The sequence below is a fragment of the Streptomyces sp. NPDC051172 genome (genome assembly GCF_040682555.1).
Taxonomy (GTDB): domain Bacteria; phylum Actinomycetota; class Actinomycetes; order Streptomycetales; family Streptomycetaceae; genus Streptomyces.
Genome location: NZ_JBFBBE010000140.1, coordinates 1 through 21,964 on the forward strand (window position 1 = coordinate 1; position 21,964 = coordinate 21,964).

Below are 21,964 nucleotides of genomic sequence, written 5' to 3' on the forward strand. Positions count from 1 at the left end.
GCGAGGCAGACGGTCAACCGCGGCTTCTGTGAGTGCAGTTGAGATCTAGCTGGCCACAGCGATGATCATATCTCAACTGCATGAAGAACCGACAGCGGCACAGCCGGCCTGCCCGGACGGCGTCCGTGTCGCCTCGGCGGGACGTCCGGACGCCTCCGCCGCGCGTGCGGGCCGCGGGTGACCCGAGCTTGCCGCGATGCTGTTCGACGAACGGCCCACCGTCACCGCCCGGTACCGCAACGGCCGTCGCGGCGGGGAACGCGACACATCCCCGCACGATGGCGGCTTTCGGCCAACCTCGTTTCCCTTTCACTGCCGTGATACAAGCCTCACCTAAAGTGGAACCACTGTTCGACGGTGACGTTTCGGGGGCACATCGTGGATCCGGTGACAGACATGGCAACCCAGCGCGTCGCTCCGATGACCGGAGAAGAACGCGGAGCGGCCGAGTGTCCCGGCGGATCCCGCTTCCCCGGCGAGCGAACGTCGCCGCCCTTCGCCGGCTGTCATGCCGAGTTGCCGCTGGGCATCTGTAACGTGCCATGACGGCACGGCTCTGACCGGACGCCTCCGCGTCCGGTGCGCGCGTGCGTGCCATCACTGTGCCTGGTCTCTCCTGCGGACACGCCCGTCCGCGCATCCGACGGTTGCCGGCATCCCTTCCGGCGCGCAGCGGCGTGCGCCCCACCCTTGCGCTCCGGTCGGAAGGCGTGGGAGCCATGAGCGGCTTCCCGGCCGGCCCCGAACCCCACACAGCGCAGTAGGCACCAACTGTTCGTCACACCTCCTCCCCCACCGTTCGGCCTCCCTGGAGTGAACGCCAGAATGACAAATGACACCCCGACCGCCGTGCACGACCTTCCCGGGCTCGCGACCGACCTCGTCGAGCTGTCCCGGCATCTGCATGCGAAGATCGCGGAGGTGACCTCGGCACGGTCGGCCGGTGGTTCGCTGCGGGGACCGACTCCCGTCATCGACTATCTGGACGGCCTGCCCGAGATCAACCAGGCCATCCGCGATGCCGTCGACGGTGCCCGGAAGGAGATCCTCACCGCCCAGCCGGACGGACCCCGGCCGAGATCAGTCCTCGTCGATGCCCTGGAGACGGTCCGCGCCCAGCTCGACGCCGGGATCGCGAATCGGACGCTGTACCAGCACAGCGCCCGATTCGACGAGGCCACCAAGGACTACGTGCGCCAGGTGACGGTGTACGGGGCCGAGGTGCGCACCCTTCCCGAGTTTTTCGAGCGGCTGATCATCGTCGACCGGGAGGTGGCGTTCATACCCGGCCGCGGTGACCGGACCTTGGCGCTGGAGGTGCGGGAGGCGTCCGTGGTGCGCTTCCTGGTGGATGTCTTCGAGCGGTCCTGGGACCGCGCCGAATCGACCCCGTTCGTGCCCGCGCGCTCGGTGGACGCCGCTCCTGAGGTGATCCCCTCCATCCACGAGTCCATCCAGAAGCTGCTGGTCGCCGGCCACTCGGACCGGGCGATCGCCCGTCGGCTCGGCATCAGCGAGCGCTCCCTGCAGAACCACGTGGGCCGGATCAAGGCCCGCTACGGCGCCGAGAACCGGTTCCAGCTCGGTTATCTGCTGGGACTGGACGCGGGGCTGGACTCGTCGGGCGAGGCATGAGGGGCCGGCTGCTGCGGGCGGCCTGCGCACGGGAGGGTCTCCGCCCGTGCGATGCCGCGCGCCCCGCCCCTGAGTCAGGCCGCCTCCCGCCGCGCGTCGGCGAGGAGGACCGCGAACCGCCGCCGGGCCGCCAGGACCTGCTCGACCAGGACCCGGCCCGCCCGCTCGGCCGGCTCGGCCACCACCTCCCAGGTGTCCCACCAGGTGCCGCCCGCCCGGCGGGCCTGGCCGCACTCCCGGAAGACCGCCTCGAAGGTCAGCGTCAGGCGGTCCGGTCCGTCGCCGCGCAGCCGGACGTTGAAGTCGGCCTCCGGCACCCGGAGCTTGATCTGGTTGCGGACGAAGGAGGCGGAGACGAGCCCTTCGACGTCCGCGTCCCAGACGGAGGGGGCGAGCTGCGAGGCGAGTCCCTCGACCCGGAAGGTCCGCGCTGTCACCGCTGCCTCCCCGCGAGTCGGGAGTTGCGCGCCGCTTCCCGCAGCACCGCCAGGTAGAACGTGGGGTATCCCCGCTCGACGTACTTCGCCATGCTGGTCACCTCCGCGTGCCGCTCTCGCAGCCGGTTGATCGCCACCGTCATGGCCGCGTGGTGCTCCACGTGCAGGTTGTTGCCGTTGGTGTACCAGGTGCTCAACCAGCTCCCCTTGATGGAGCGGGTGTTGCGCAGTACGTCGGTGGTCTCCGTGTCGCACAGGATGTGCTCGGGCAGTTCCAGGAAGAAGTGCATGGGGGCGGCCACGAGGAGGGGCAGTAGCCACAGCTCCAGTACCGGGCCGCCGTACCCGGCGACGGCGAGTGCCACCGCTGCGGACACCGGTACCACCGCCCAGCGGTACTCGGTGATGATCTCGCGTCTGCGCCGGTCGGAGATGTCCCCGGCGTCGTACTCCCACGTTCCTCGCCAGCTGCGGTAGACCTCGCGGGCGATGATGCCCAGCCGCCGGTAGTCGAAGGCGCCGCGGCAGAGCATGCCCCACGTCAGCGGGGCGCGTGTGTCGAAGCCGAAGAACTCCGAGTCCTGCGGCGTACCGAGGCACTTGTGGTGCTGCAGGTGGCGGACCCGGTAGTGGGTGTACGACACGAGCAGCGGCAGGCCCAGCAGGACGCCCACGATGCGGTGCGGCTTGGGCGAGGTGAAGGCGCTGTGGTGCAGGCACTGGTGCTGCAGTTCCACCATGTGCGTGTAGACGGCGGCGAGCAGTACGATCCCGGCTGTCGGGAACAGCAGACCGTCCTGCAGGGCGAGGAACGCTCCTGCGCCTGTCAGTACGGCGGCGACGACGAGTTTGGTGATGAAGACGGCTTGGTCACGTCCGGTCACCCGGGCCCGCGAGAAGAGCAGCACCGGTTTCTGGCGGGGTGCGGCGGGCGGGGTCCCGCCGGTGGTGCGCACTGGGTCGGCGTCCTTGTGCTGTTCGGCTGCCTTGGGTATCTCTGCTGTTGACATGACGTCCCCCTGTGTATGTGTGTGCCGCTGTCAGCGCAGTGCCTGCATGGCGTCCCAGATCCGGGTGTAGTAGCCGTTGGCCACCCGGACGCGGGTGAGCACGCCGAGGGAGATCTCCCGCAGCAACTGCGGAGAGTGGTCCACGAGCGGCACGAAGACGCCCTCGAACCATTCGGCGCCGTGGTCGGCGTCGACGTGCACATGGATGCGCTGGTAGTCGATGACGTCCTCGGGGACTTCGAGGCGGCGGCAGCCGTCGACCATCGCCTGGAAGCGCGGCGACGCGCTCTGCTCCAGAACACCCATGGCACCAAGGGCGCGGGGGTTGAGGTGGCGGTGGATGCCGTAGGCGAGCAGCAGGGCGGCGTTCTCGTACGCCTCGGGGAAGTGCAGGTTCGAGTAGTCCACGCCGGCCTCGTCGAGGCGGGCGCGCATGTAGCGGGCGGAGTGCTCGAACATGCGCGTGTGCACGTGTTCGATGTTGCCCTCGCCCATCTCGTCCCAGTAGTTCTCGGCGATGGTGAGCTTGGTGTGGCCCTGGGTGCCGATCTGCACGAGCGCCATCAGGTCGTCGAACTTGCTGTCGACGAGCTCTTCGCCCATGAAGAACAGCGCGATCTCGTTGAGCGAGGCCTCTTTCGCGAGGTACTCACAGAACTCCGGCTGGGTGTGCCGGTCCGCGGTGACGAGGAACCAGTCGCGGAACTCCTTGCCGGTCGCCGGGAGGTCACCCTGGTCGACCTGGCGGTCCTCCCAGGCGAACCAGGAGTCCTCGATGGCCGCGATCGAGCGGTCGTGGTTGAGCCGGGGGATGGACGCGAAGTCCTCCGGGCCCGCCATGTAGGCGACGTAGTGGGCGTGCAGCCGCCTGAGCAGTTTCAGACGGAGGTCGCGATCGTGCGGGCCGGAGGCCGGGAAGGCGAGAGCCAGTTCCTGCTCCAGAACGTCGGCGGAGTTCTGCGAAGTCGTTTCAACGGAAAATGCGGTGACCATTTCCACGGTCCTTTCTCGGTACCTCGCTGGACAACTGAACTCTGCCGTCATCCAGGCGGTCCCAGAAGGGGTTCCGATGGTTCAGGTCACCGCATTGCGGAGAATGGAAGGGTCGTCAGCCAGGCCCGCCGGACGACCCGCGTCCGGTCGCCGCAGGGCTTTCCACCGGGGGAAATGCCGCAAGATCCGAAGATGATGTGCGGGAATCGGAACCATCCGGCCCCGGCTCCTCCTCGGGGGCCCGCGACCTCTTCTCGTTGGCGACGAAATAAATGCCGACCGCCGCCAGAGCCATTCCGACCAGGTGGTAGACGTGCAGCTTCTCGTCGAGCAACAGCACGGAAAGGACAGCGCCGCTGACGGGGGTGAAGGCGGTGAATGCCGCCACTACGGTGGCATCCACCCTGTCCAGGCTGTCGTACATGAGCACGACGGCCACACCGTTGATGGCCACTCCCGTGTAGACCATCAGCGCCCAGGTCTGCCAGGAGACGTCGGCCAGAGCCGCGACGTCGGTCTCGGCCAGCGCGGGACCGAGGAACATCAGGGCGCCCACCACCGACAGGATCAGCGACAGCCACGTCGGCGGCAGGGGACGGGAGAGCAGCTTGCCGAAGGTGACGAACACGGCCTCGCACAGGACGGCGCAGACCAGCAGCAGGGCGCCCAGAGCCTCGTTCGAGCCACCGCCCGAGCCGCCGGCGCTGAGCGCGTTGATACCGGCCGCGCCCACGACCGCCAGCGCGATCCCGCAGCCGCGGCGCCGGGAGAGTCTCTCCCGCAGGAAGAGCACGGCCACCAGGCTGATGGAGATGGGGACCATGCCGAGGATGACGCCGGCCTCGATGGCGCCGGTGAACTTCACGCCGTACATGGCGAAGACGCTGAACAGGAAGACCCCGAGCAGCGCCTGCGCGAAGATCACCGCGCTGTCCCGGCGTCCGGGCCGCACGATGGGGGGCGACTTCATCCACACGACGACCGCGAGCACGGCGGCCGCGCTGACCAGGCGGAAGAACGTGGCCGTGAAGACCGGCACCTCCCGAAGGATCAGCTTGCTCGCCACCAGGTAGGAGCCGAGCAGGACCGTCGCCACCGTCATCTTGACGTGAACCACGCGCATCACACTCCTCCTCCCACAGGGCCGAGCGCGCGCCGGACGATGGCCGCCGTGTGGACGTCCACGGTGTCGATCACGGGCGCGGGGATGTCCTCGGCGCGGATCACCAGCGGCACCTCCGTACAGGCCAGGACAAGTGCCTCGGCCCCCGAGGCGAGCAGGTCGTGCGCGATGCGCAGGAAGCGGTCACGGGTGGCCTGCGAGATGTCGCCGGTGCACAGTTCGCGCTCGATGGAGTCCTGCATGAAGGCGCGGTCGTCCGGCTCGGGCGTCATCACCTTGATGTCCTGGGCGGCGAACTCGTCCCGGTAGAAGGCCTGTTCCATGGAGAAGGCCGAGCCGAGCAGGCCGACCGTGGAGAGGCGGCGGCGCGCGGTCTCCTCCGCGGTGACACGGCAGATGTTGATCAGGGGCAGCGCGACGCTTTCCTCGACCAGGTCCGCGTACTCGTGCACGGTGTTGCAGCAGATGGCGAAGAAGTCGGCCCCCGATTGCTCCAGGCGCCGGGCGGCCGCCGCGATCTCACCAGCGACCGCATGGCCGTCGCGTGCCGCTATCCATTCCACCATGGGCTGGAAATCAAGACTTTCCAGAACGATCCGCGGCGAATGCGCCTTTCCCAGTCGCCTGTTGACGGCACGGTTGATGCGGTCGTAGTAGGTAATGGTCGACGGAAAACTCAGACCACCCACCAGACCTATCTTCAGGACCGTGTGCTCAGACATGGCTGCTCCGCCGGGGTTTCCCGTTCCAGCCCACATCCTTGTTCATGTTCCGTCCCCCTGTTGTCAATATGGCACCGACTCGCGATTCGGGTGTCGCACCGACTGTGCCAGCCCGCCGTGCGCCGAATGAAGTGCCTGCCATGGTTCGGCTCTCCGCAGATTCGGATGTCCGCAGAATTCCGGCCGGGCCTGGGCGCCCGGCTCGGCCGGCGGGTCGACGGCGTACGGCTCATTCCACGCGGTAGATCTGGCCGGTCTGGTGCCCCTCGACGGAGCGCACATAGGCCGCTGCCGCCCGACTCACCGGGACCGGGTCGAAGCCCGGGAAGTAGTCGCCGAAGACGTCCAGGGACTCCTCGAAGACGGTCGGACTGACGGCGTTGATCCGCTGCCGGGCGGGCAGTTCGATCGCCGCCGCCCGCACGAACGCCTCCACCGCGCCGTTGGCGAGCGAGGCGACCGCACCGGTGAGGATGGGCTCGCGTGCCAGGATGCCGGTGATCAGGGTGTAGGAGCCGCTGTCGGCAACGAACTCCAGGCCCTGGCGGACCAGCTCGATCTGGCTCAGGACCTTGCCCTCCAAGCCGGCCCGGACGTCGTCGAGTCCGAGCTCGCCAAGGGGCTTCCACGGGACGGTGCCGGCGGCCGAGGCGACCGCGTCGACCCGTCCGACCTTCTTGTACAGGGCGGCGATGGACGCCGGGTCGGTGATGTCGACGCTGATGTCCGCGTTGCTGCGGGAGGCGGTGATCACCTCGTGTCCGCGGTGACGCAGTGCGACACGCACCGCCTGGCCGAGAGTGCCACTTGCTCCGATGAGTACGACCTTCATGCGCCGAGGATGACCGCAGAAGAACAGCCAAGTCCAGCTACCTTTACTACGGAACTTGTTAAGCTGAACTAATGCTTGATGTGAAGCGCATGGTCATGCTCCGTGACCTGGCCCAACACGGAAAGGTCGGCTCGGTCGCCGATCTGCACGGCGTCACCTCGTCCGCCGTTTCGCAGCAACTGCGCACCCTGGAGTCCGAGGCCGGTGCCCCTCTGGTGCACCGTGAGGGCCGCACGCTGCGGCTGACCGCCGCCGGGGCGGCGCTCGCGGCGGAGTGCGAGCACGTCCTCGCGGCGCTCGAGCGGGCCGAGGGTGCCGTGCGGGCCCTGGACGACGACCTCAGCGGTGAGCTGAAAATCGGTTGCGCGCCGAGCGCCATCAGCGCGGTCGCCGCGCCGCTCGTGGCGGCGCTCGTCGCGCGCCATCCGCGGTTGCGGCCGATGATCGTCCAGTCCGAGCCGGAGGACGCGGTGCCCCTGCTGAGACAGCAGGGACTCGATCTCGCGGTGTCGTACCGCTACCACCTGCTCGGCACCCCACCGCCGAGCGGCACGATCGCGGTACCGCTCTTCGACGACCCGCTGGTGGTGGCCGTACCGGACAAGCTCGCCGCGCCGGTGCGCGAGAACGGGCTCGGTGTGCTGCGCGACCTGGCATGGATCTCGGCCCCGGAACCCAGCACCTGCCGCGAGATCCTGGTGCACGCCTGCCGGAACGCCGGCTTCACGCCCCGGATCGAGCACAGCTGCATCGATCTGCGCTCGGCCCTGTCGATCGTGGCGACCGGACACGCCGTGACGATCCTGCCGAACCTGCTGTGCGACAGCCCGCCCCCGAAAACGGCCGTGCTGCCGCTGCCCGGCCACGGCCGGGTCATCGAGGCACTGGTACGCGCCGGATCGGAACGCCAGCCCGCCCTGGCAGCGGCCCTGGCCGTGCTGACGGGCGGCCCGGCGGACCAGCGCTGATCACAGCTCCACCCGATTCACAGCGACCGGTTCGCTCCGGCCAACCCGCCCATGGCGTGAATGAGCAGGCCGGGCGCCCGCTCGTACGGACACCCTTGACCTGCCCGGGCACCGCCCTGACGAAGAGTCACCCGGCCTGCCTACCAGGGCACATCGGGGGCACATCGCCGAGCGCTGCTTCGACTGCGGCCCTGGCCGTGTCCTCGTCTTCCATCCAAAGGCGGGTGTACGTGTCGAGCGCGATGCCCGACGTTGAGCGCCCCAGGCACTTCCGGACTGGCTAGGTGTGGCGCTATTTGGCTCCACCCGAGGCGAGTTCCTCCGCCCGCAACAACAGCTCAGCGAGCGCGGCCTGCCCGACTGATCGTTGCCGAGATGGTCAGGTCACACCGGTGGCTGAGGATCGTACTGAATCCCGCGGCGCACCTGACGCGCGCGTTCCGGAGAGGACAGCCGGGCGACGAGGTGGAGAGCCATGTCGATGCCGGCCGAGACCCCCGCGGAGGTGACCATGTCACCGTCATCGACGAACCTCTCGCCGGCCCGCACATCGATTGTCGGGTCGAGTTCCTTGAGTCGGTCCAACGCGCCCCAATGAGTGGTGGCCGGACGCCCGGTCAGCAGGCCGGCCGCGGCGAAGACCAGCGAGCCGGTGCACACGCTCGTCATGAGCGGAACAGACCGGCGCTGACGGCGCACCCACTTCAGGTGCTGGCTGTCGTTGAGCTGAGGCCGGGTTCCCCGGCCGCCGGGATGCAGCAGGACGTCCAGCGCGGGCATGTCGCCCATCGAGTAGTGCGATCCGATCGTGAGCCCCTTCGAGCAGGTCACGGGCTTGCCGTCGACGGAGAGGCAGAACACCGCCCACCCGTCCTCGGGGAAGACCCGCGTCCAGTAGGACTTCCCAATGACGATGTCAAGCTGCAGCCGTGACGGTTGGTGAGGCATCGTAATACTCTCCGTCGCGGAGCATGGCCCACAAAACGTTGGCTCGTCGCCGGGCCAGAGCGAGCACGGCCTGCTTGTGGCCCTTCCCCTCGTTGCGTTTGCGGCCGTAGTAAGACTGGGAGGCGGTGCAGGTTCTGAGGCTGGCCATGGCGGAGAGGTAGAAGGCACGGAGCAGGCCGCGGTGGTAGCGGCGCGGGCGGCGCATGTTCCCGCTGACTCGACCTGAGTCGCGTGGCACGGGTGAGAGGCCGGCGAAGGAGGCCGGACGGTCGGCCGTGCCGAACGCTTCCAGGTCGCCGCCGGTTGCGGCGATGAACTCGGCGCCGCGGAGAGTGCCCATGCCGGGCAGACTGCGGATCACCGTTGCGTGTCGGTGCTCGTTGAAGCGGGCCTCTATGAGCGCGTCGAGTTCGGCGATCTCCTCGTCAAGGGCCAGCACGCCCTTGGCGATGCGGGCGACCATGGCGGCCGCGAGGGTCTCTCCGGGCAAGGCGGTGTGCTGGGCCCTGGCTGCCTCGACGGCTGTCTCGGCGAGCATGGCCGCGTTCTTCACCTTACGGTTCCTCAGCCAGGTCCCGATCCGCGTGGCCCCGCTGCGACGGATGGCGGCCGGCACCTGGTAGCCGGTCAAGAGGACGACCGGGCCCTTCTTGCTCAGGTTCAGCGCACGCTCCAACGCGGGGAAGAACTCAGGCAGTTGAGCCCGCAGGCGGTTGGTCTGGCGGGTCCGGTCGTTGACCAGGTCGAGGCGGCGGGCGGTCAGGGTCCGCAGGTCGACGGCTATCTCGTCGCCGGGTCGCAAGAGACCGAGGTCCTTGCGCATGATTGCCTGATCGGCGATGACGAACGCGTCCTTCTCGTCCGTCTTGCCCTGACCTCGGTAGGCGGCCGAAGCCTGGTGCACGGCGAGGCCGGTGATGTTGACCATCGGCTGTTCGTGGCTGAGCAGGAGGCCGATGAGCAGGGCGGCGCCGCCGTGGTTGATGTCCACCGCCCACAACGTGTCCCCGGAGAGCGCGAGGACGTCCGCGATCAGTTCAAGCAGGGCCGACTCGTCGTTGCAGACTCGACGCGAAAGGAGGCGTTCGCCCCGCTCGTCGACCACCACGCAGTGGTGGTGTTCCTTGCCGATGTCCACTCCGGCCCAGATCTGGGGCACGGTCACCTCCGCCAGCTCGTCGTCACACAGCGATCCCGCGGACGACCTCGCCGACGTTGTCCTACACAGCGATCAAGTCGCGTACCCAATTAGCGGTCGAGTCGTCGCGGGGCTCCGGGCGGCCAAGTTCTTTGAGCCATCCAACGGCGACAAGCTCACAGCCATACCCGAAACCCCCGGGCCCGCCGATCTTACGAATGACCAGCTCAGACCCACGCTTGGAAGGTAGGACAAGCTGAGAGGACGTTCCGATTGAAGACCTGATAGTTCATGTATTGTGCCAAGTTATGGGCGTTTCGCCCGTTGCTCGTTTCGCGAGATTGGAGATCATCGCGAGGCGGATCATGCTCTCGGCGTGTGCCGGTTTAGTCGCGGGCGAGGCGGCGATACATCATGATCCATCCAAAACCCCGCTCCACGACCCACCGCCGCGGTATGACGGAGAAGCCTTTGACCTGCTCGTTTCGCGGGACGACGTCGACGTCGACGCCCAGGGCGGCGCCGTGCTCGATCGCCTTCTTCTTGTAGCCGGTGTCGACCCATGCCTTGCTGATGGTGGGGTGGTCGGCGGCGACGCGGGTGAGGAGCTGTATGCCGGCCTCGTTGTCCGAGACGCTGGCAGCGGTCACCAGGACCAGCAGTAACAGGCCGAGAGTGTCGACGACGATGCTGCGTTTGCGGCCGACGATCTACACGCCAGGTCGGGCGGCAACGTCGGCCGGCAGGAGCCGACTGGTAAATCCGTCCAGACACAGCCGTTCGTGGGCAGCAACGACCGTGTTTGGGACCTCCTGTTCGATGGCTAGATCCCAACCGGGGAACACGAGCACGCGCTGTAGCGCGCCCACGAGCATGTCGATCACCATTCGGGCATCCCCGATTGAGTCGGCGTGCCCCTCCAAGCCCATCGGGGTGGACGCGCACACGACCTCGACCTCCGGCCAGAGCTTTCGCATCATGCCGTACGAACGCCGTTCCTCGTACGGCATGCTCACGAGTAGGACGGAGGAGACGGCAATACCGGCCTCTGCCATCGGTTGCGCGCGGCTCCAGCAGGACGGCGGAATCGGGAACACCAGAGCGGCGCAGCGAGCGAGCGCCGCTTTAGGAGTTCGATCCGGGGACCGAACATAGGGCCTGGTCCAGCGGGAGGATGCTTGCCACTGCCCGCTTGGGCCCGCTGCTGTCTGCGGTCGTTTATGTCAGCGCTGGATGTCACCGGCCCCGCGCTGCCCGCGTGAGGTTTCCACGGTGGCTCATCACGGCACTTGATGGTCTATGGAGATGCCAAGGTCCAACCGTGCTTGCTTGTGATAGTTGTTCAGCTCCTCTACCAGACTGATCTCGCGGGGATCCGACTCCCTGCGGCGCGCCGCTCCCAGGATCCTCCACACGACCGGGTTCACCGCTGTGGCCGCGTCAGTTGTGGCTGGCGACGCGAGCAGAATCAGCGCCTCGAAGAGAGCAGAACGCTTCTGCTCGGCTTTGTTCATCGCGGAGAGGAACTGATCTCGGTCGTCGGAGCCATCCGGTGCTTGGTAGGCACGCTTCGCCAGGTCGGCTATCTCTTTCACGCACGTTGCATACTCGATGTAGGTATCAAGCTTGCGCTCGTCCCAGCGGGTGGCCAGCGCGCGACGGTGACGGGCCCGCTCCGCTGCCGATGTCGACAGGTACGACGTGAGAGCACCGATGAGGACGCCAAGAATCGTCAATATCTGATTGATCATGAGGTTGACCGTAACCACTTGCGCCGATCAAGGGGCCCGACGCGGGCGTCTGAGGTCTCACTGCAGCGAGTCAGGGGTGGTGCGTGTGTCTACGCGATGCCTCGCCGGCACCTGGGCTCGCGAGTCGGCTTCCGACAGAAACAACGCTGATTCCGTTGTCATCCCGGAGCCCTCAGCTTGGGAAGCTTGGGTGTTTCAGGGGCGGGAAGCCTGCTGACCTGCGGCGGAACGATGTCGGCGCCTGAAGTCCGCGGCCTGTTTTCCCCGGTGTTCCCCGTGGATTCCCGTACGACCTGGCACGGTTCTGGCACGTCTGCCGGGGGGTACTGGCCACAGGACGTTGTCAGTGGGGGCTGTTAGCTTCCGTTGCATAGATGAGCCGGATCGATGTTCTCGCCAAAGAACACGGCGGCTAAGGGGGGTGGCCGGATAGGGGTCCCCGGCCCGCTGGGTCCCCAGGGCGGTTTCAAGTTCCGCGTTCGCGCGGTTGGCGACCGACTGGGGTGCATAGCGGGGCAGGCACGGGCTTCGTGATCATTGTGGTGTCTAAGCCTGATGATCACGAGGTAACCCGTGCCTGCTGCTGCGTCCTCTCCCATCCCCGCCGCGCTGATGAAACTGGGGTCGCTGGACAGCGACCGGGTCGCGGACCTGCGCCCGTACCTCGACTCGGTGCCCGGCCCTCGTGCACGGCGGGGCCGGTGGTACTCGCTGACAGCGATCCTGCTGGTGGGTGCCTGTGCGGTTGTCTCGGGAGCCCGGAGCATCGATGAACTCGCCGAGTGGGGCCAGCGTGCCGCAGACACGCTGCTGAAGACCATCGGCATCCGCCGCCATCTGCTGGGGTGGCGGCGTACCCCGTCGGCGGCCACGATCGGGCGCGTGCTGGGGGCTGTTGACGGTGATGCCCTGGACCAGGCAGTCGGTGCCTATCTGGCCGACCGACACCGCACCGCCACCGGGGCTCGCACCGCGAGCCCCGGGCGAGCAGCCGTGATAGCCGTCGATGGCAAAGCACTCAAGGGGTCATCTCGCCTCGCAGCGCCGCGGCGGCACCTGCTCTCCGCGGTCACCCACGGCACCGTCGTGACCCTCGCCCAGGCCGAAGTCGGCACCAAGACGAACGAGACGACGCACTTCCAGCCGCTGCTGGCGCCACTGGACCTGGCCGACACGGTCGTGACCTTCGACGCCCTGCACTCGGTCAAGGCGAACATCACCTGGCTGATCGAAGCCAAGCAGGCCCACTACATCGCCGTGATCAAGAGCAACCAGCCGACCACCCGCCGCCAGCTGGCGTCCCTGCCCTGGCGGGACATCCCCGTCCAGCACGCCGCCTCCGAGACCGGACACGGACGCCGCGAGTCCCGCTCGATCAAGACCTGTGCTGTTGCGGACGAACTCGGCGGCATCGCCTTCCCCCACGCCCGCCTGGCCATCCGCGTCCACCGGCGCCGCAAGCCCACCGGCCAATCCGAGTCCCGCGAGAGCGTCTACGCCGTCACCAGCCTCGACGCTCACCAGGCCGGCCCCGCCGACTTGGCCGCCGCGATCCGCGGCCACTGGGCAGTGGAGAACTCCTCACACCACATCAGGGACGTGACCTTCGCCGAGGACGCCTCCGCCGTCCACGCCGGAACCGCACCGCGTGCCATGGCATCCCTCCGCAACCTCGCCATCGGCGCACTGAAGACCCTCGGAGCCGAGAACGTCGCCAAGACCACCCGGGCGATCCGTGATGAACCAGCCCGAGCACTCCCCATTCTGGGCATCGCCGTCAACCCAGGCGCTTTCGGCCGGGACGGCATGGCACAGCGCCCGGCCGGCCCGGGCGGGGCCGTGGGGTTGAGGGGATCGCCGCGGGCGCTCGTTCGCGGCGGGGAGGCGTCATGGGCGATCCACGGATCACCGATGAATTCGACCGGCGCGCCGAGTCGTACACAGCGCACTGTGAATCTGGAGCACCGGTAGAGGAAGGGCGTTACCCATGGCACAAGTGATCTGCGACATGTCCATCTCGCTCGATGGATACGTCACCGGACCGAATGACAGCCGTGAGAACCCGTTCGGTGACGGGGCCTGGATGCTGCACAAGTGGATGTCCGACCAGGCGACCGACGAGGACCGGGCCATCCTGGAGCGGGTGGTCGATGACTGGGGTGCGGTGGTGATGGGCCGTACGTCCTTTGAGAAGAACGAGGGAGAGGGTGGCTGGGGCCAGGGCGGCCCGATGGGCGACGTCCCGTGTTTCGTGGTCACCCACCAGGCACCGACCAGCTCGTACCCGCCTGTGTTCACCTTCGTCACCGACGGCGTGGTCAGCGCGATCGAGCAGGCAAAGAAGGCGGCGGGCGACAAGGTCGTCGGGCTACACGGCGCCACCGTCATGCAGCAGGCGCTCCCGCTCGGCCTGGTCGACGAGATCCGCGTGCATGTGATCCCGGTCCTGCTTGGCGGTGGCACGCGGTTGTTCAGCGTGCTCGACTCCGCGATCACCCTCGAACGCACCCAGGTGACAGCGACCCCGGCGGCAACCCACCTCTCCTACCGCGTCGTTCGCTGACCGCGAGAGACGATGGTGTAGCTGAAGGAGACCACGAAGCGAGTCCTGGGAATCGCAGCTAATTCACACGCTTCCGGAACTTGATCAAGCCCTGCTGGGTCCCGGGACGCCGAATGGCTCCGCACCCACCCCCCTCTCAACCTTCTGATCCGTAGCTCTACAGAGATCGGTCAGTGAAGGTCATACAGGTTGCCCGGAGACCTATGAGGGCCGGTGCGGAGTGCTGCCGGTTGCTGGGGTTGCTGTACTTCGCTGCTGTACCGCGCGACCACAGAGCGGTTCCTCATCGGGCTCCATCCCGTCTTTCCGGACTTGGCGGCCCACCGGCGGGCGTACACGTCGCTGCGGCCCGCGAACAGCGCCTTGAACAGGGCGAGTTTCGCCTCCACCGTCGAGCGTGCATCGGCCCAGGGCAGGCCGGACGGTGACACCGGCACCGCAGCAGGATCCTCAACGGCCGACGGCACCTGCTGCCGGGGTGACGGCTCGTCCCAGCAGGGGACCGCCTGCGCGGCCGGTCCCAGCAGGTCGCGTAGGCGCCGGTTCTCCTCGCGCAGCGCCGCGTTCTCCTCCACCGCCACGTCCAGCCGGATGCGCAGCTCGGCGGGGTCTTCCCATACATCCACGTCCGCCATGATGTCCGACTCCCGCCCTGAGCATGCGTGTGCCGAGGCCAGCGCCAGTGTGTGCACGGCGACCGGCCCTTGCTCATGAACGTCGCGCCATGGGAAGTTGCGTCGTGGAACAGGCATGAACGTCGTTGGCACGCAGATCGTGCACTTCGTCGCAGCCGTCAACTGGGCTCCATCAGCAGCTGGATGACCGTAGCCGCCGTCCGTGTCCCGCTCAAGGGCGTACGGCTCAACGAGCAGCGGCACCGGGACACCGAGATCAGACTGGCCCGGCTGGTCACTGGCCTTGTCCTCGGTGAAGTCCGCCACCGGACCTTCAGCGGCCGGCTGGCGCCAGGCCCACGCGACGTATTCCGCCCCAGGGGGCTCTCCCGCAGCCGCGGTCATGTCCGCACCATCCTGCGAGCAATCGGGATGTCAAGGGCTTTCCGCCATGCGGGTGCGGGAACTTCCCGTAGCGCTAGGGTTTTCGGAACATCCGGAACGGCACGCCGCCGAGTAGAGGGACGAACGCGTCATGGGGCAAGGGGCACGGGAGCGCCTGGCGGAGCTGTTGGACAGCTCGGAGTGGCGCGGGGACTTCAGCACCCGTATCGAGATGCCCGCCCGCGCGCTGCGCATCACGATCGACGGCGTCGGTGACCTACCGTTCCCCGTACGCGCCCCAGTCACCAGGAAGCTGATGGCCCAGGCCCGGAAGGCCCGCTTCGGCCGCGGGGAGCAGACCCTGTCCGACCCCGGCGTGCGCGACACCTGGGAGATCACTCCGGACCGGTTCACCTTGGGTGGCCCCGACTGGCAGCGCACGCTGAGCGGTGTCCTCGACGGGGTCCGCACCGCGCTGGGCCTTCCGCCCACCACCGTCCTGCGGGCCGAACCGCACGCGCTACTCGTCTACGGCAAGGGCCAGTTCTTCCTGCCGCACCAGGACTCCGAGAAGGACGACTCCATGGTGGGCAGCCTCGTCGTCTCGGTGCCCTCGCACCACACCGGCGGCGGACTCGTCGTCGAACACGCTGGCCGCTCCGTCACGTACAAGGCGTCGAGGGAACGGCTGACCTTCACCGCCTTCTACGCGGACTGCCGCCACGAGGTCAAGCCCGTCACCTCTGGTTACCGCATTACCCTCACCATGAACCTGCTCGCCGAGCCCGTTCGTCCGGTCGGCGGACCTGGCGGCAGCCCGGTGGCGGACCTGGTCCAGTGCGTGACTGAGCATTTCACCCAGCCCGCCGAGGACCGCTACGGCTACGGCCGCACCAAGCCCGAGCCGCCGGGCCGGCTCGTCTACCTCCTCGACCACGAGTACACCCAGCGAGGCCTGGACTGGGACCGTCTCAAGGGCGCCGACGCCACCCGCGCCGACCTGCTCCGCCAGGCCGCCGGACAGGCCGACTGCGAAGCGGTCCTCGCCCTCGCGGAGGTGAAGGAGACCTGGGACGCCCAACCCCCCTACGACCGTTACGACTACTACGGCGAGGTCGAGCACTTCGACGACTGCGAGGACGATGAGTGTGAAGGCGAGTGCCTTCTCGACCCCGACGGCGAGCCCGGCGCCGAGCGCCGCCGCAGCGGCGACTTCTCCGACTACGAGCTCACTGACCTGATCGACGACGAGATCATTCTGGGCTGGTGGACCCGCCCCGAGGGCGGCGGCGGTGAGGAGATCTCGCTGCCCGTTCCGTACGCCGAGGTGTGCGCCACCACCGCGACCAAGGACCTCACGCCCTACCAGTCCGAGTACGAGGGCTACATGGGCAACTACGGCAACACCCTGGACCGCTGGTACCGGCGGGCCGCGGTGGTGCTCTGGCCCCGGCAGCGCTCGTTCGCGGCACGTGCCGAAGCAGGCTCCGCGCAAGCCGTGGGGGAACTCCAGGGCCGCCTGGACGCCGGGGAGTTGGAGTTGGCGCGTACGCTCGCCCGGTCGCTCGCGCCGATGTGGAACCACCACGGTTCGGGCCCGGCGGCAGCCCCGCTCTTCGCCGCGGCTCTGGGCGTCGCGGTGGGAGTGGAGGAAGCGGACACCGCCGCGATGCTCCTCGCGCCTTTCGGGGTGGAGACCCTGGACGAGCGGCACGCCCCCGATCTCGCGAAAGCGGCCGCACGGTACGGACGGACATGGGCACGCGGAGTCGTCGCCAGCTGGTTCGGCCCGGTCGGTGCCTACACCGGGGCCGACCGAGACGCCTGGCTCGAAACCCTGCCTGGCCTCGGCGCCGCGCTGCGGAGTGTGGACGGTGACGGAGACGGGGTGGCCACACCACTGGCCGAGGGGGTCTGGCGCGCGTTCGAGCAGCAGCTCACCGGCTGGCTCGGCATCGGCCGGGAGAAGGAGCGCCAGGCGGCCCTGGAGCGGCTCGGCACCCCGCTCGCCCACATCCTGCGGGTGGCTGGTCCCGAGACCGCCGAAATGATCACCACCGCTCTACGCAGCCGACCGGACACCGTACTGGAATGCCTGCTCCCGTCCCTGCGTACCGCGGCCCGCCGACAGGCCGGCGTCCGCGACGGCACCCCGGCGGCCCGCGCTTTCCAGTCCCTCGCCGAGCACTGCGAGACCCGGTTGACCGCAGCCCTGGCCTGCCCCGTCCGGGCGGCGGACGACTGGTCCCTCACCCCGGACCGCGGCTGCCCATCCGACTGCGACCTCTGCCCCGGCCTGGACAACTTCCTCACCTCCCGTACCCGCAGGACCATGGAGTGGCCGCTCGCCAAGGACAAGCGCCGCCACATCCACAGCCGCATCGACCTCGCCGGCCTGCCCGTCTCCCACACCACCCGGCGCCAGGGACGCCCCTACACCCTGGTCCTGGCCAAGACGGACGCGGTGTTCACCCGCGAGCGGGCGGCCCGCTCCCGCGCCGAGACCGACCTGACCTGGCTCCAGGAGAAGTGGCCCAGGCCACGCGGCTGAGGGCTGACCGGCGCCCGTGGGGCGAACCCGATCTCCTCACCGTGCCGATAAGGCACGGCGGAGGTGCATTTCGCTTCTGGGCGTGGTCTCGCTCTGGCCACCCAGGCAAGCCCATATGGTGGTGGTGTCGAAGAGCCCGGTGGCGTCCGGTGCGGTGTCGTTGTGCCTGTCGCCCTCGCTCACCGGGGCGCGGGTGAGTTATCCGAGAAGGCTCCGTTGCGCGTCGCCGCGTCGAGCATGGCCAGCAGCTGTCGGGGCTCATCGAGGAGGACTTGGCCGCGCTGGGTCGCGGTGACCGGACGCTCGCGGTGATCGAACAGAGCGAAACCGGCGGCATCCTCCAGCATCCGGAGGTGCCCGGTGAGCGAGGGTCGGGGGAGGCCCAGGGCGAGGGCCGCCGCGCGAAGTGAGGGGTGTCCCGCCACCAACAGGGCCCTGCGGAGCGCCTGAAGGGAGTTCCGGCGGGTGCTGATGCGCTGCATAGCGGGCGAGAGCGGGATCGTGAGGCCGGCGAACGGGCCGGGAAAGACGCGAGGCGGAGGGACACGGCCTTCTGGAGAGCGTGGGATGTTCCACTTGTTGAGGAGCTTGCTGATGCTAATGGCGTCAGTATGTAGTTCGCGGGCGATGGCAGTGACCCGCCGTCCTTTGTCCACGTATTCCGCCTGTAGCCATGCCCATGAGATGGATCGTTCGAGTTCGCCGGCGGCACGCCGGGGGGATCCCCGCTTCGACCAGGGCGCCCTGTACGACCCCGGCGGTGCAGCCGATCATCTCAAGGGAGCCGAGACGGTGGGCCAGGACACACGCAGCTTCGACGGCGGGAAGTTGATCAACGGGAGGAAGCGTCACCTGATCGTGGACATGCGGGGCATGCCGCTGTGAACCGGCCACAGGCTGGTGCCCCTGTCCGCGGGATGAGTAAGGCGATACACGGTGCCTGCGGAGCTGTCAGCCTGCTAGCCGAGCTTTCCAGATCTCCTCGCTGGGCCATTGCTGGGCCCAGTCAGCGGAGACTTCTGAGTAGTCCCGTGCAGACTGGGGTGCCTGAACCTCAATCAGGTCTTCAACGACGAAGTCGCAGGCCCGCAGCAGACGGAGCATCTCACCGTGCGGCAGGACGAACTCCACGTGGTTCCCCCAGTCCAGCCGCGTCAGACCGAATTGGCTGCGGGACAGAGTGGTGGATGCCGGTCCCTCGGGCGGTACACACAGCGCGAACAGCGGTGAGTAACGCGAGAACACCAGCTGTCCTCCAGGAACGAGGAGCCGGGCTGCTTCCGGGATCCACTGGTAGGGGTCGCACCACAGCGAGGCGCCGTACTCGCTGACCGCCAGGTCGAACGTGTTGTCCTCGTAGGGCGCCTTCTCGGCATTGCCCAGGACAAGGGGGAAGTCGATGCCGAACTCCGTCTGCATCGCGCGCGCAGTGGCGAGCTGCTTCTCCGAGACGTCAATCCCGACCGGGTGGGCTCCTGCTCTGGCCAGCCAAGCGGAAACGTAGGCAGTGCCGCAGCCCAACTCAACGGTGCTCATCCCCTCGATGTCGTCGGGAAGCAGGGAAACCTGCGACTCAGGAGTGGCCCACAATCCCCAGGACGGTTCCACCTGCGCCCAGTGATCACGGGCGAGCGGCCCGTGCCACGCAGCCGCCTCGTCATCCCAAAAGCGTCGGTTCTGCTCCACATGGTCCGCCGGGCCATCATGAGTCATGGAGGCATTCGATCGAATTGCTGCTGCTCCGGCAACGGAATTTCCACGGCGCCAGACTCCCCCGAGACGCGCGGCTGGCGCGACGGCCAGGTCGGCACTACTACCTGCGGCGCGCATCACTCACAAGCCGACGCGCGGGATCGTTCCGCAGGCGACAGCCTACCCAGGCCAGATCCAGCCGTTCCCCTAGCCGAACGACTCTGCTGTCCGTCACGCAACGTCACAGATCACCCGTTCTGACACAGCTTCTGACCTTGTTCCTTATCCTCGGGCCCGGCTGCATGGTCACTCTTTGGAGTGATCGCAGGGTATGAGGGCGGCCTTCCTCGTGATCCTGAACTCTGCGAGGAGATCCAGGAGTTCACAAGGAAGGCCGTGAGATGAGTGTGCTGGTGTGTGCCAGCGAACGGGACACGATCGCTGAACTGTCACGCTTTCGGACGGCCTTCTACGAGTGCCTTTCCGCGCGGGCCGATGCGTTCTTCGAGCTGACCGACACGCTGCTGTGCGCGGACGGGCCGACACGGACGCCGGTGGAGTTGTCGCTGCTCGCCGAGCACCAGCGTGGGTACGGCTCACTGTACGGCGCCCTGAACCACGGCCGCCTGGACGTCGACCGGCTGCGTGGCCTGCTGACATCGCTGCCGTTGCCGCGGTTCGGTGGGCGGATCGTGCTCACGGTGGACGTCTCGCCGTGGTTGCGGTCGGACGCCGCCTGCTCGCCCGAGCGGTTGTTCTGCCTGGTCCACGGCCGCAACGGCCGCTCATCGGACCACGTGGTGCCCGGCTGGCCGTACTCCTTCGTCGCCGCGCTCACCCCGGACCGCGCCTCGTGGACACAGGTCCTGGACGCGGTCCGGCTGGGGCCCGTCGACGACGCTGCGGCCGTCACCGCCGACCAGCTGCGGGCTGTGGTCGATCGGCTGATCGCGGCCGGCCAGTGGCAGCACGACGACCGGGACATCCTGGTCGTGATGGACGCGGGCTACGACGTGATGCGCCGTAGCGTCGAACGACACCGACGCACCCAGCACACGGAGGCGGTGCCCATGAGCGCACCCACACCCGCCGACCCTCAGCCGGAAGGCCCCGGCCTCCAGCCGCCCGCCTTCGGCCGACCCTCCCCGGCGCTGATCGCCCGCGTCGACCGTGGCTACGCCCGCTTCCTCGCCGTCCAGGCCCCGGACGCCAGCACCGGCGACCACGGCCAGGACGACGCGGCGGGCGCACGATGAGCGACACCCACGTCGTGCTCCACGACCCGTGCGCCCTGATCGAGGCCGAACTCCCCCTGGACCGCGCCCCGCACGAGGCACTCGTCACCGCCGTCCTCGCATGGAAGAGCCCGGACCTCGAACCCCGCGACTACGAGCAGATCGCCCTCCAGCTCACCGGGCACGCCCGCGCGGTGGCCGCCGACGTCCGGCGCCACGCCGCCGCCCGGCCCAAGAGCGACGGCCGCGGGGCCCTCGCCGAAGTCGTCCTCCGTGAAGCCGACAGACGCCTGTCCGCACCGCTGGAAGGCACCGCCCGCTGCGTCCAGAACCGCGCCCGCCTCGTACGGGCCCTCTACACGCGGCTGGACCGCCTCACTGAACCCGCCCCAGCTGCACACCTAGGGCGGCTCGGCATCCATGGAGCGGATCATTACTACCCATGATGCCTCGCAATCCCAGTCGGAAGCCGCGTGACTGCGGGTTTGCGGCGTTGCAGCGGCTCTGCGCGGAATTGATTACTCCGATAAAGGGGGCTGACGATCAACTCTCCGCTCGCCAGTCTCGGTGCGGTCAGGCCGGATCCGGCAGACCGAGCTTTGGAGAACCACGTCATGTCCCATCCCCCCACAGCGGCGGCCCCCCAGCGCGGCACGCCTCGTCGTCTCCTGAACAAGTCCCTGGGCCTGCTGGCCGTGGCCGGCATGGGGCTCGGCATGGTCGCCATGGCGGGCGGCACTGCCTACGCGTCGCTGTTCAACAGCGACGGAAGCGGTGTCCCGCTCACCGTCCAGGGTGGACCGGCCAGCCTTCCCGACAGCGCCAACAGCATCAGGGTGACCATTGTCGGCACGGGCGCGTTCTGCATCGGCCGTCCAGGCGATCGCAGCGCCAACATCGAAACGGGGCTCCGGGTGTCCGAGGGGCTCCAGTTCTCGATAGACGCGTTCAGCGACAACGCCTGCCAGGGGAACAAGGTCCTCCCGGGCATCGGCTACACGGCCGCGTACAACGGTCCCGACCCGAGGAACGGAACGTTCACGCACGTACAGGTCCGCGTCGCGAATGCGGCCCAGTTCGTCTGCACCGACGGCGGCTGGACCGACGGCCGTGCCACCGCGTGCCGGTAAGGCCCCGGCACGCTGCCGAGCGTCGTGAACTTCGACTAGGACGTGCCCGGCGCTGGCGTTCGCGCTGACCGTGGCCAGGCCGCGGACAGCACGCGGCATTCCAGTTGCGGGTCAACCGGTTCGAGGGCGCGAAGCTCCTCAGCCCCGTTGACCCTGCGGCCATGGCCCGGGTGGACCAGGCCCTGCGCGCCGTCCAAGACCTGTAGGCCCACGGCCAAACACGGCGCCCGCCCCGGGG

General features: G+C 68.3%; 21 protein-coding genes and 2 pseudogenes. 9 read left to right on the forward strand and 14 right to left on the reverse strand.

The window, feature by feature from the left end:
- The first annotated feature begins 825 nt into the window (after window positions 1–825).
- Window positions 826–1,635, forward strand: a complete 810-nt coding sequence (locus tag AB0N07_RS43715) for a LuxR C-terminal-related transcriptional regulator (protein WP_365845255.1) — start codon at window positions 826–828, stop codon at window positions 1,633–1,635.
- A gap of 74 nt (window positions 1,636–1,709) precedes the next feature.
- Here the strand turns inward: AB0N07_RS43715 and AB0N07_RS43720 are convergent, their stop codons facing one another.
- The 6 genes from AB0N07_RS43720 to AB0N07_RS43745 all read right to left on the reverse strand — a co-directional run bounded on the left by AB0N07_RS43720 (window position 1,710) and on the right by AB0N07_RS43745 (window position 6,752).
- Window positions 1,710–2,072 (reverse strand): hypothetical protein, encoded by a 363-nt coding sequence (locus AB0N07_RS43720; protein ID WP_365845257.1) that lies wholly within the window; start codon window positions 2,070–2,072, stop codon window positions 1,710–1,712.
- Complete coding sequence (locus tag AB0N07_RS43725) at window positions 2,069–3,082, reverse strand: fatty acid desaturase (protein WP_365845259.1); 1,014 nt, start codon at window positions 3,080–3,082, stop codon at window positions 2,069–2,071. Before AB0N07_RS43725 ends, AB0N07_RS43720 begins: the two co-directional genes overlap by 4 nt.
- A gap of 30 nt (window positions 3,083–3,112) precedes the next feature.
- Window positions 3,113–4,075 (reverse strand): iron-containing redox enzyme family protein, encoded by a 963-nt coding sequence (locus AB0N07_RS43730; RefSeq protein ID WP_365845261.1) that lies wholly within the window; start codon window positions 4,073–4,075, stop codon window positions 3,113–3,115.
- A 115-nt stretch (window positions 4,076–4,190) separates the two neighbouring features.
- A complete protein-coding gene (locus AB0N07_RS43735) occupies window positions 4,191–5,198 on the reverse strand; it encodes a DMT family transporter (protein ID WP_365845263.1) in 1,008 nt (335 codons plus the stop codon).
- On the reverse strand, window positions 5,198–5,920 hold the full coding sequence (locus tag AB0N07_RS43740; RefSeq protein WP_365845265.1) for an amino acid racemase: 723 nt from the start codon (window positions 5,918–5,920) through the stop codon (window positions 5,198–5,200). The genes AB0N07_RS43735 and AB0N07_RS43740 overlap by 1 nt, the downstream gene beginning before the upstream one ends.
- A gap of 229 nt (window positions 5,921–6,149) precedes the next feature.
- Window positions 6,150–6,752 (reverse strand): short chain dehydrogenase, encoded by a 603-nt coding sequence (locus AB0N07_RS43745; RefSeq protein WP_365845267.1) that lies wholly within the window; start codon window positions 6,750–6,752, stop codon window positions 6,150–6,152.
- 71 nt (window positions 6,753–6,823) lie between these two features.
- Here AB0N07_RS43745 and AB0N07_RS43750 point away from each other — a divergent pair, with 71 nt between their 5' ends.
- Window positions 6,824–7,720, forward strand: coding sequence for a LysR family transcriptional regulator (locus tag AB0N07_RS43750; RefSeq protein WP_365845269.1), 897 nt, complete (start codon window positions 6,824–6,826; stop codon window positions 7,718–7,720).
- A gap of 384 nt (window positions 7,721–8,104) precedes the next feature.
- Here the strand turns inward: AB0N07_RS43750 and AB0N07_RS43755 are convergent, their stop codons facing one another.
- From AB0N07_RS43755 to AB0N07_RS43775, 5 genes and pseudogenes are all read right to left on the reverse strand, one after another.
- Entirely contained in the window at window positions 8,105–8,668 is a 564-nt protein-coding gene (locus AB0N07_RS43755) for a DJ-1/PfpI family protein (protein WP_365845271.1), read from the reverse strand.
- Window positions 8,637–9,833: an IS110 family transposase gene (locus tag AB0N07_RS43760; RefSeq protein WP_365845273.1), complete on the reverse strand. Its 1,197-nt coding sequence runs from the start codon at window positions 9,831–9,833 to the stop codon at window positions 8,637–8,639. Before AB0N07_RS43760 ends, AB0N07_RS43755 begins: the two co-directional genes overlap by 32 nt.
- A 262-nt stretch (window positions 9,834–10,095) precedes the next feature.
- Window positions 10,096–10,516 (reverse strand): annotated as a pseudogene (locus tag AB0N07_RS43765) (transposase); the annotation flags it as partial.
- Window positions 10,517–10,822: a hypothetical protein gene (locus AB0N07_RS43770; RefSeq protein ID WP_365845275.1), complete on the reverse strand. Its 306-nt coding sequence runs from the start codon at window positions 10,820–10,822 to the stop codon at window positions 10,517–10,519.
- 264 nt (window positions 10,823–11,086) lie between these two features.
- Window positions 11,087–11,557 carry a hypothetical protein gene (locus AB0N07_RS43775; RefSeq protein ID WP_365845277.1) on the reverse strand — a complete coding sequence of 157 codons (471 nt, stop codon included), beginning with the start codon at window positions 11,555–11,557 and terminating at the stop codon, window positions 11,087–11,089.
- 573 nt (window positions 11,558–12,130) lie between these two features.
- On the opposite strand from AB0N07_RS43775, the gene AB0N07_RS43780 reads away from it, so the two are divergent.
- Both AB0N07_RS43780 and AB0N07_RS43785 read left to right on the forward strand, forming a co-directional pair.
- Entirely contained in the window at window positions 12,131–13,528 is a 1,398-nt protein-coding gene (locus AB0N07_RS43780) for an ISAs1 family transposase (RefSeq protein ID WP_365845279.1), read from the forward strand.
- Between the two features lie 16 nt (window positions 13,529–13,544).
- A complete protein-coding gene (locus tag AB0N07_RS43785; RefSeq protein WP_365845281.1) occupies window positions 13,545–14,120 on the forward strand; it encodes a dihydrofolate reductase family protein in 576 nt (191 codons plus the stop codon).
- Between the two features lie 170 nt (window positions 14,121–14,290).
- On the opposite strand, the gene AB0N07_RS43790 is transcribed toward AB0N07_RS43785, so the two are convergent.
- A complete protein-coding gene (locus AB0N07_RS43790) occupies window positions 14,291–14,746 on the reverse strand; it encodes a hypothetical protein (RefSeq protein WP_365845283.1) in 456 nt (151 codons plus the stop codon).
- A 523-nt stretch (window positions 14,747–15,269) separates the two neighbouring features.
- Between AB0N07_RS43790 and AB0N07_RS43795 the strand changes: the two genes are divergently transcribed.
- The gene (locus AB0N07_RS43795; protein WP_365845285.1) at window positions 15,270–17,669 is read left to right on the forward strand and encodes a 2OG-Fe(II) oxygenase; all 2,400 of its coding nucleotides are present in this window, start codon (window positions 15,270–15,272) and stop codon (window positions 17,667–17,669) included.
- A gap of 179 nt (window positions 17,670–17,848) precedes the next feature.
- Here the strand turns inward: AB0N07_RS43795 and AB0N07_RS43800 are convergent, their stop codons facing one another.
- Window positions 17,849–18,151, reverse strand: coding sequence for a LysR family transcriptional regulator (locus tag AB0N07_RS43800; protein ID WP_365845287.1), 303 nt, complete (start codon window positions 18,149–18,151; stop codon window positions 17,849–17,851).
- Window positions 18,152–18,443: 292 nt separating this feature from the next.
- On the opposite strand from AB0N07_RS43800, the pseudogene AB0N07_RS43805 reads away from it, so the two are divergent.
- A pseudogene (locus AB0N07_RS43805) lies at window positions 18,444–18,551 on the forward strand (IS5/IS1182 family transposase); the annotation flags it as partial.
- A 69-nt stretch (window positions 18,552–18,620) separates the two neighbouring features.
- On the opposite strand, the gene AB0N07_RS43810 reads toward AB0N07_RS43805, so the two are convergent.
- The gene (locus AB0N07_RS43810) at window positions 18,621–19,382 is read right to left on the reverse strand and encodes a class I SAM-dependent methyltransferase (protein ID WP_365845289.1); all 762 of its coding nucleotides are present in this window, start codon (window positions 19,380–19,382) and stop codon (window positions 18,621–18,623) included.
- Window positions 19,383–19,762: 380 nt separating this feature from the next.
- On the opposite strand from AB0N07_RS43810, the gene AB0N07_RS43815 reads away from it, so the two are divergent.
- From AB0N07_RS43815 to AB0N07_RS43825, 3 genes are all read left to right on the forward strand, one after another.
- Complete coding sequence (locus tag AB0N07_RS43815) at window positions 19,763–20,617, forward strand: transposase (RefSeq protein WP_365845291.1); 855 nt, start codon at window positions 19,763–19,765, stop codon at window positions 20,615–20,617.
- On the forward strand, window positions 20,614–21,042 hold the full coding sequence (locus AB0N07_RS43820) for a restriction endonuclease (protein ID WP_365845293.1): 429 nt from the start codon (window positions 20,614–20,616) through the stop codon (window positions 21,040–21,042). The genes AB0N07_RS43815 and AB0N07_RS43820 overlap by 4 nt, the downstream gene beginning before the upstream one ends.
- A 168-nt stretch (window positions 21,043–21,210) precedes the next feature.
- Window positions 21,211–21,726, forward strand: a complete 516-nt coding sequence (locus tag AB0N07_RS43825) for a hypothetical protein (RefSeq protein ID WP_365845295.1) — start codon at window positions 21,211–21,213, stop codon at window positions 21,724–21,726.
- The last annotated feature ends 238 nt before the right edge of the window (window positions 21,727–21,964 follow it).